This window comes from Klebsiella sp. 28 (genome assembly GCF_018223905.1).
Lineage (GTDB): Bacteria > Pseudomonadota > Gammaproteobacteria > Enterobacterales > Enterobacteriaceae > Klebsiella > Klebsiella pneumoniae.
Genome location: NZ_JAGRQY010000196.1, coordinates 1 through 8,799 on the forward strand (window position 1 = coordinate 1; position 8,799 = coordinate 8,799).

An 8,799-nucleotide genomic window follows, 5' to 3' on the forward strand; every position below is an offset into this window, starting at 1 on the left:
GGCCATTATTGGACTGGGCGCCGGTGTCTGCCGCCAGGGCCGCGCCGCTGGCAAGACCTAAGGTGGCGGTGAGCAAAAGGGTCGTCAGTTTTTTCATATTCATCGGATACTCCTGTTAAGCCGGGAAGGGGAAATGCGCTTCCCGCGGTGAGTGTGCCAGGGATCTGACTCGCTATGGTTTAAGACTCCGCAGACGATCGCAGTGTCACTATATAATCCTGAAACGTAAGACTTAATTAGCTTTAACAGTTAAATATTGTAGTTCATGAGCCTGGTTTCGCTACTTTATGGCGTATTTTTGCCTATTTCCAGGATTATTCCATCACTACTGTAAAATCACGTTTACACTATTTCAGCGAAGAGATAGATTGGAGGGATTGCATTTCATTGAATAAGTATGGCAACGCTGGAAAGAAGATGAATTATCAGAACGACGATTTACGCATTAAAGAGATCAACGAATTATTACCTCCCGTTGCGCTCCTGGAAAAATTCCCTGCTACCGAAAATGCTGCAAACACCGTTGCACATGCTCGCAAAGCGATCCATCAGATCCTCAAAGGCGACGATGACCGTCTGCTGGTGGTGATTGGGCCTTGTTCTATTCACGATCCGGCAGCGGCGAAAGAGTATGCCGCCCGCCTGCTGAACCTGCGCGAGGCGCTGAAGGGCGAGCTCGAGATCGTCATGCGGGTCTATTTTGAAAAACCGCGCACCACCGTCGGCTGGAAAGGGCTCATCAACGATCCCCATATGGATAACAGCTTCCGCATCAACGACGGGTTGCGCATCGCGCGCAAACTGCTGCTGGACATTAACGACAGCGGCCTGCCGGCGGCGGGGGAATTCCTCGATATGATCACCCCGCAGTATGTCGCCGATCTGATGAGCTGGGGCGCCATTGGCGCGCGTACCACCGAATCCCAGGTGCACCGTGAGCTCGCCTCCGGACTCTCCTGCCCGGTGGGCTTTAAAAACGGTACCGATGGCACCATCAAGGTGGCTATCGATGCGATTAACGCCGCCGGCGCACCGCACTGTTTCCTGTCGGTCACCAAGTGGGGCCACTCCGCCATCGTGAATACCAGCGGTAACGGCGACTGCCATATTATTTTGCGCGGCGGCAAAGAGCCTAACTACAGAGCGAAGCACGTGGCGGAGGTGAAAATCGGTCTGGCGAAAGCGGGTCTTCCGGCCCAGGTGATGATCGACTTCAGCCATGCCAACTCCAGCAAGCAGTTTAAGAAGCAGATGGAAGTGGGCGCCGACGTATGCCAGCAGATCGCCGGCGGCGAGCGCGCCATTATGGGCGTGATGATTGAAAGCCATCTGGTGGAAGGCAACCAGAGCCTCGAGAGCGGTGAACCGCTGACCTACGGCAAGAGCGTCACCGACGCCTGCATCGGCTGGGAGGATACCGAAACGATCCTGCGTCAGCTGGCGGAAGCGGTGAAAACCCGCCGCGGCTAAGCTACTCCGCGCTAGCGCAGGTCATAAAAAAAGCGTGGAGATTTCCACGCTTTTTTGTTCTCACCAGGAGAAATTACTTCGCTTTACCCTGGTTGGCGACGGCAGCAGCTTTCGCCGCGATCTCTTCCGCATTGCCCAGATAGTAATGTTTGATCGGCTTGAAGTTTTCATCGAACTCATACACCAGCGGTACGCCGGTCGGGATGTTCAGTTCGAGGATCTCGTCTTCGCCCATGTTGTCGAGGTATTTCACCAGCGCGCGCAGGGAGTTACCGTGAGCGGCGATGATCACGCGCTCACCGCTTTTCAGGCGCGGCAGAATGGTTTCGTTCCAGTAAGGCACGACGCGGTCGATGGTCAGCGCCAGGCTTTCAGTGGTCGGCAGTTCGGCGTCGGTCAGTTTTGCATAGCGCGGATCGTGGCCCGGGTAGCGCTCGTCGTCTTTGGTCAGCTCCGGCGGAGTGACAGCGAAGCCGCGACGCCACTGTTTAACCTGCTCGTCACCGTATTTCTCAGCGGTTTCCGCTTTGTTCAGGCCCTGCAGCGCGCCGTAATGACGCTCGTTCAGCTTCCAGGATTTCTCAACCGGCAGCCAGGCCTGATCCAGTTCGTCCAGCACGTTCCACAGGGTGTGGATGGCACGTTTCAGCACGGAGGTATAAGCAAAATCAAAGCTGAAGCCTTCAGCCTTCAGCAGTTTACCCGCTGCTTTCGCTTCGCTAACGCCTTTCTCGGACAGATCCACGTCGTACCAACCGGTGAAGCGGTTTTCGTTGTTCCACTGGCTTTCGCCATGACGAACCAGTACCAGCTTAGTTACAGCCATTCTCTCACTCCTCTCTACACGCCATCCCTCGCGCCGCGAACGGTGCGCTGAATGTGATGGTGTATGTGTTATTGATTGATAACTATTCTCATTATATTGCCGTGATTTGGCGCACGGCAATGCTTATCCCTAACCATAGCGAAAATAGTGGCGCAGTGTAAGGTGCTTGTAATACACAGGTTATTTTTTTGTCCTTTGGTGACGGAAAATAGAGCAGGTTGCTGAAAAAAGAGGCGGCAGAGAGGAGGGCGGGGACGAAAAACAGCGCCCCCTGATGGAGGGCGCTGGCGATTATCGGGCGATAAACTGATATTCCGTCAGGCTGACGTACTCCTGGCCCGGACGTAATACACAGTCCGGCTGCGGCCATTGCGGATGGTTCGGCGAATCCGGCAGGAATTCGCTCTCCAGCGCCAGCCCCTGCCAGTCGGCGTAGGGCTCCGTCGTCTGCGACGGGGTGCCGCCGAGATAGTTGCCGGAGTAAAACTGCAGCGCCGGAGCGGAGGTATAGACCGTCATCTGCAGCTTGCCATCCTGCGACCAGACCTGTGCCGCAGGCTGGCTGGCGTCGCCTTGGGCATCCAGCAGGAAGGCATGATCGTATCCCTTCACCTTTTGCTGATCGGCATCCGCGAGGAAGTCGGCGGCGATGGTTTTCGGCTGGCGGAAATCAAAGCTGGTGTTAGCAACATCTTTCAGTTCGCCACCCGGGATACCGTCGCTTTCCACCGGCAGATACCTCTGGGCGAGGATCTGGAGCTGATGCTGGCGCACATCGCCCTGCTCACCGTCGAGGTTGAAATAGACGTGATTTGTCATATTCACCGGGCAGGGTTGGTCCACGGTGGCGCGATAGGTAATCGCGATGCGGTTATCGTCGCTCAGACGATAGTGCGCGGTGGCCTGCAGGGTGCCCGGAAAGCCTTGATCGCCATCGGGCGAGGTCAGGGCGAACAGCACTTCCTGCTCGTCGGCGTGGACAATGCGCCAGCGGCGCTTATCAAACCCTTCCGGGCCGCCGTGGAGCTGGTGGCCCGCGTCGTTTGACGGCGTGACGTTGACGACCTGGCCGTCAAGCGGGAAGCGGCTGTGGCCGATACGGTTGGCGTAGCGGCCTACCGAGGCGCCAAGAAATGCGGCCTGGCGAGCATAGTCTTCCAGCTTTGCGCAGCCCAGCAGCGGTCGGCGCAGGCTGCCATCGGCCAGCGGCACCTCGGCGCTGAGCAGCGTCGCGCCCCAGTCAGCCACGGTGACGGTCATCCCCGACTTATTGCGCAGGGTCACCTGCTGCCATGGCTGACCGTCCGGGGCCAGCGCGGTGGTTTGCGTTAGCATTGGCCAGCCCCCTGTGACGGTTTGCAGACATAGAATGTCTCTTTAATACCGGTTTTCGCTTCATACTCGTTGGCAACGGCCTGCTGAACGGTATCGACCAGTTCTTCCGGGATTAACGCTACCACGCAGCCGCCAAAGCCGCCGCCGGTCATGCGCACGCCGCCCTTATCGCCGATCGCGGCCTTAACGATCTCCACCAGGGTGTCGATCTGCGGGACGGTGATCTCGAAATCATCACGCATCGAGGCGTGGGACTCTGCCATCAGCTCACCCATCCGCTTCAGGTCGCCTTTTTCGAGGGCGCTGGCGGCTTCCACAGTGCGGGCATTCTCCGTCAGCACATGGCGTACGCGCTTCGCGACGACCGGATCCAGCTCATGGGCGACGGCGTTAAATTGCTCAAGGGTGACATCGCGCAGGGCGGGCTGCTGGAAGAAGCGCGCGCCGGTTTCGCACTGTTCACGACGGGTGTTGTACTCGCTGCCGACGAGGGTGCGCTTAAAGTTGCTGTTGATGATTACCACCGCCACGCCTTTCGGCATCGAGACGGCTTTGGTGCCCAGCGAACGGCAGTCGATCAGCAGCGCGTGGTCTTTTTTGCCCAGCGCTGAAATCAGCTGATCCATGATGCCGCAGTTGCAGCCGACGAACTGGTTTTCCGCCTCCTGGCCGTTGAGGGCGATTTGCGCGCCATCCAGCGGCAGATGATACAGCTGTTGGAACACGGTGCCGACGGCGACTTCCAGCGAGGCTGAGGAGCTTAACCCCGCACCCTGCGGTACATTGCCGCTGATCACCAGATCCGCGCCGCCAAAGTGGCTGTTCCGCTGCTGCAGATGCTTTACCACGCCGCGGACATAGTTAGACCACTGCTGGGTGTCGTGGCTGATAATCGGCGCGTCGAGAGAGAACTCATCGGTCTGATTATCGTAATCGGCGGCAATCACCCGCACGGTACGATCGTCGCGCGGCGCACAGCTGATCACTGTCTGGTAGTCGATAGCGCAGGGCAGCACAAAACCGTCGTTGTAATCGGTATGCTCGCCGATCAGGTTGACGCGGCCTGGCGCTTGAATGACATGGCTGGCCGGGTAGCCGAAGGCGTCAGCGAACAGGGTTTGGGTTTTCTCTTTCAGACTCATCATTACACTCCGGATTCACGAAAATGGACGTCGCTGACGGCGCGCAGTCGTTCGGCAGCTTGCTCGGCGGTCAGATCGCGCTGAGTTTCGGCCAGCATTTCATAACCAACCATAAACTTGCGGACCGTCGCGGAGCGCAGCAGCGGCGGATAAAAGTGGGCATGAAGCTGCCAGTGGTTATGGTCTTCGTCGTTAAACGGCGCGCCGTGCCAGCCCATGGAGTAGGGGAATGAGCACTGGAACAGGTTGTCGTAACGGCTGGTCAGCTTTTTCAACGCCAGCGCCAGATCGCTGCGCTGGGCGTCGGTGAGATCGGTAATGCGCTGCACGTGCGCTTTCGGCAACAGCAGCGTTTCGAACGGCCAGGCGGCCCAGTAGGGCACCACCGCCAGCCAGTGCTCGGTGTCCACCACCGTGCGGCTGCCGTCGGCCAGTTCGCGCTGCACATAGTCCAGCAGCATCGGCTGGCCCTGTGCGGCGTAATACTCTTTCTGCAGACGGTCTTCCCGTTCCGCTTCATTGGGCAGGAAACTGTTGGCCCACACCTGACCATGCGGGTGAGGGTTGGAGCAGCCCATCGCTGCCCCTTTGTTTTCAAAAACCTGCACCCACGGGTAGCTTTTCCCGAGGTCCGCGGTCTGTTCCTGCCACGTTTTAACCACGTCTTCCAGCGCTCCAAGGCTCAGTTCCGGCAGCGTTTTGCTGTGGTCTGGCGAGAAGCAGATCACCCGACTGGTGCCGCGGGCGCTCTGGCAGCGCATCAGCGGATCGTCACTCTCCGGTGCGTCCGGGGTGTCGGTCATCAGGGCCGCAAAGTCGTTGGTAAATACGTAGGTACCGGTGTAATTCGGGTTAGTGTCGCCGGTCACCCGGGTGTTGCCCGGGCACAGGAAACAGTCCGGATCGTGGGCCGGCAAGGTCTGTTTTGCCGGCGTTTCCTGCGCCCCCTGCCAGGGGCGCTTGGCGCGATGCGGAGAAACCAGAATCCACTGTCCGGTTAACGGGTTATAACGACGATGTGGATGGTCAACGAGGTTAAATACGCTCATGAAGGTTCCTTAGTCTGGATAACCCTGCGGATGACGGGACTGCCAGTGCCAGGTGTCCTGCGCCATTTCGTCCAGGTTGCGCGTTACGCGCCAGTTCAGCTCGCGGTCGGCCTTGGCAGCATCCGCCCAGTAGGCCGGGAGGTCGCCATCGCGGCGCGGCGCGAAATGGTAGTTAATGGGTTTGCCGCAGGCCTTGCTGAAAGCATTGACTACGTCGAGCACGCTGCTGCCGACGCCGGCGCCAAGGTTGTAGATATGCACCCCGGCTTTGTCAGCCAGTTTTTCCATGGCCGCGACGTGGCCATCGGCGAGGTCCATCACATGGATGTAATCGCGCACGCCGGTACCATCTTCGGTCGGATAGTCGTTACCAAAAATGGCCAGCGATTCGCGACGGCCAACGGCGACCTGGGCGATGTAGGGCATCAGGTTGTTCGGGATCCCCTGCGGGTCTTCCCCCATGTCGCCCGACGGGTGGGCGCCGACCGGGTTGAAGTAGCGCAGCAGGGCAATGCTCCACTCCGGCTGGGCTTTCTGCAGGTCGGTCAGGATCTGCTCCACCATCAGCTTGCTTTTGCCGTAGGGGCTTTGCGGGGTGCCGGTCGGGAAGCTTTCGACATACGGGATTTTCGGCTGATCGCCGTAGACGGTAGCGGAGGAGCTAAAGATAAAGTTCTTCACGCCAGCGGCGCGCATGGCAGAGACTAATTTCAGTGTGCCGGTGACGTTATTGTCGTAATATTCCAGCGGCTTGGCGACGGACTCCCCGACGGCTTTCAGCCCGGCGAAGTGGATCACTGCCTCAATGGCGTGATCGTGGAGGATCTCCGTCATCAGCGCTTCGTTACGAATATCGCCTTCAATAAAGGTGGCTTCTTTGCCGCCGAGACGTTCAATCACCGGCAGTACGCTGCGCTTGCTGTTGCAGAGATTGTCGAGGATCACCACCTCGTGTCCCTGCTGCAGCAGTTGAACGCAGGTATGACTTCCAATGTAACCGCTACCACCTGTAACCAGAACTTTCATGATTCGCTCCATTCGGCTTATCGTTTGTGAGGAAGATAGCATATCAAAGAAGTGAAAAGTGTGACATAGGGCAAGTTAGTGGAATCGTTTACACTTGGGGTATAAATAACGTAAATTTTATATTTTTAATTTTAATTCAATGTATTAGGTTTGTTTGGCGCTATTTTTCTGAAAAATACCAGGGATCTTTCGATCCCCGGCAGGGGGCGTCAGGCCACAGGGCCGAGCTGATAAGTGTAACCGTCTCCACTGGGAACGAACGCCAGGCGATGGGTAATACAGTCCGGGGCATCTTCCGCATGGTGCGAGACAAACAGCAGCTGTGTGGCCCCTTCGCCAATCAACACGTCGACAAAGCGGCGCACCAGCTGGCGGTTGAGGGGGTCCAGCCCCTGCAGCGGTTCATCGAGGATCAGCAGGGTTGGATGCTTCACCAGCGCGCGGACGATAAGCGCCAGCCGCTGCTGGCCCCACGACAGACTGTGAAACGGCGCGTCGGCGGTGCGCTTATCGATGCCGAGAATATCCAGCCATTGCTGCACCAGCTTATGCTGCTTGTCGGAGACCGCCTGATAAATGCCGATCGAGTCAAAATATCCCGACAGGATGACGTTGCGGACGTTGGTGCTGACCCGGTAGTCCAGATGCAGGCTGCTGCTGACGTAGCCGATATGCTTTTTAATATCCCAGATGGTCTCACCGCTGCCGCGCCGGCGGCCAAAGAGCGTGAGATCGTTGCTGTAGCCCTGCGGATGATCCCCGGTGACCAGGCTCAGCAGCGTAGATTTACCGGCGCCGTTGGGACCGACGATCTGCCAGTGTTCGCCCGGATTCACGGTCCATGAGAGGTGATTGATGACCGGGCGATCGTTATAGGAGACCACGCCGTCGTTGAGCACGATACGCGGCGCCGAGTCTGCCAGCGCATGACGGGCCGGTGGGACATCCGGCTCCGGCAGGGTGATGCCGTCCAGTTTTTCACTGTGCGCCAGCTGGGCGACCAGCGCCTGCTGCAGCAGGGAAGACTTCTCGCCGGTCTCGCTAAGGGTGCAGTCAGCCAGCACGCCGGCGAATTGCACAAACTCCGGGATCTCATCGAAACGGTTGAGCACCAGCACCAGGGTGATGCCGGCGCTGTGCAGGTCGGCCAGCAGGGCAGCCAGCTGCTGGCGGGAGTTGACGTCGAGACCGTCGAAAGGTTCATCGAGGATCAGCAGTTGCGGATCGGTCATCAGGGCCTGACACAGCAGGGTCTTACGCGTTTCCCCGGTCGACAGGTATTTAAACCGGCGGTCCAGCAGGGCGCTGATGCCAAACTGTTCGGCCAGGCGCGCGCAGCGGGCAGGATCTTTCACGTCATCCTGGATAATCTCCGCGGTGGTGCGGCCGGTATCTTCTTCGCCAGGGCTGAGCAGGTCGGTGTTATTGCGCTGCCACTCGTCGCTGACCAGCTTCTGCAACTGCTCGAAGGAGAGGCGGGTTACGCGGGAGAAGTGGCTTTCGCGCTGGCCGCTGAGCAGGGTCAGGTCGCCGGCCAGGGCCCGCGCGAGGGCGGATTTGCCGCTGCCGTTGCTGCCGACGAACGCCCAGCTTTCACCCGCCGCCACGCTCAGGTGGTCTATTTTTAAGGTCTTTGTATCGCTCAGGCGAAACGTGCCTTGCGAAATTTGCAATGATGACATGATGTATCCCATTTTTTGCAGCGATGTGCATCAGGGATACGACTTCAGGCGCGTAATGTCAATGGGGTCAGCATAACGTCGCGAGAATGATGCGATCGGCATTGAAGTAAGCGATCGCCTCCGTTCCTTCCGCCAGGCCGATAACCAGCTGTCGGGACGTATCAGTCATATCGAATGCGGGTCCGGACAGTGCGAAGTACTGATGACCCTGGCGGACGGTCAAACCCTGTGCGCCACCCTGCCACAGGCGCAGGCCGCTGGCCTGGCGG

8 protein-coding genes and 2 pseudogenes are annotated in these 8,799 nt (G+C 58.6%); 2 read left to right on the top strand and 8 right to left on the bottom strand.

Features of this window, described 5'->3' with window-relative positions; all coding sequences use genetic code 11:
• A partial coding sequence (locus KHQ28_RS25505; RefSeq protein WP_266097867.1) for a protein YbgS occupies window positions 1-103 on the bottom strand: 103 nt, incomplete at its 3' end.
• Window positions 104-417: 314 nt separating this feature from the next.
• On the opposite strand from KHQ28_RS25505, the gene aroG reads away from it, so the two are divergent.
• Window positions 418-1,470 carry a 3-deoxy-7-phosphoheptulonate synthase AroG gene (gene aroG, locus KHQ28_RS25510; protein WP_060578889.1) on the top strand — a complete coding sequence of 351 codons (1,053 nt, stop codon included), beginning with the start codon at window positions 418-420 and terminating at the stop codon, window positions 1,468-1,470.
• 73 nt (window positions 1,471-1,543) lie between these two features.
• Here aroG and gpmA read toward each other — a convergent pair whose 3' ends face one another.
• The 7 genes and pseudogenes from gpmA to KHQ28_RS29355 all read right to left on the bottom strand — a co-directional run.
• A complete protein-coding gene (gene gpmA / locus KHQ28_RS25515; RefSeq protein ID WP_002895089.1) occupies window positions 1,544-2,296 on the bottom strand; it encodes a 2,3-diphosphoglycerate-dependent phosphoglycerate mutase in 753 nt (250 codons plus the stop codon).
• Between the two features lie 291 nt (window positions 2,297-2,587).
• A complete protein-coding gene (gene galM / locus KHQ28_RS25520) occupies window positions 2,588-3,631 on the bottom strand; it encodes a galactose-1-epimerase (RefSeq protein WP_032419204.1) in 1,044 nt (347 codons plus the stop codon).
• On the bottom strand, window positions 3,625-4,773 hold the full coding sequence (gene galK / locus KHQ28_RS25525; RefSeq protein ID WP_004176842.1) for a galactokinase: 1,149 nt from the start codon (window positions 4,771-4,773) through the stop codon (window positions 3,625-3,627). The genes galM and galK overlap by 7 nt, the downstream gene beginning before the upstream one ends.
• A gap of 2 nt (window positions 4,774-4,775) precedes the next feature.
• Window positions 4,776-5,822 (bottom strand): galactose-1-phosphate uridylyltransferase, encoded by a 1,047-nt coding sequence (galT, locus tag KHQ28_RS25530; protein ID WP_055314315.1) that lies wholly within the window; start codon window positions 5,820-5,822, stop codon window positions 4,776-4,778.
• Window positions 5,823-5,831: 9 nt separating this feature from the next.
• Window positions 5,832-6,848: a UDP-glucose 4-epimerase GalE gene (gene galE, locus KHQ28_RS25535; protein WP_002895150.1), complete on the bottom strand. Its 1,017-nt coding sequence runs from the start codon at window positions 6,846-6,848 to the stop codon at window positions 5,832-5,834.
• Between the two features lie 209 nt (window positions 6,849-7,057).
• Entirely contained in the window at window positions 7,058-8,530 is a 1,473-nt protein-coding gene (modF, locus tag KHQ28_RS25540; protein WP_032419202.1) for a molybdate ABC transporter ATP-binding protein ModF, read from the bottom strand.
• Window positions 8,531-8,597: 67 nt separating this feature from the next.
• A pseudogene (locus KHQ28_RS29355) lies at window positions 8,598-8,669 on the bottom strand (hypothetical protein); the annotation flags it as partial.
• Here KHQ28_RS29355 and KHQ28_RS25545 point away from each other — a divergent pair.
• Window positions 8,655-8,799: pseudogene (locus KHQ28_RS25545) on the top strand (TOBE domain-containing protein); the annotation flags it as partial. The pseudogenes KHQ28_RS29355 and KHQ28_RS25545 overlap by 15 nt on opposite strands.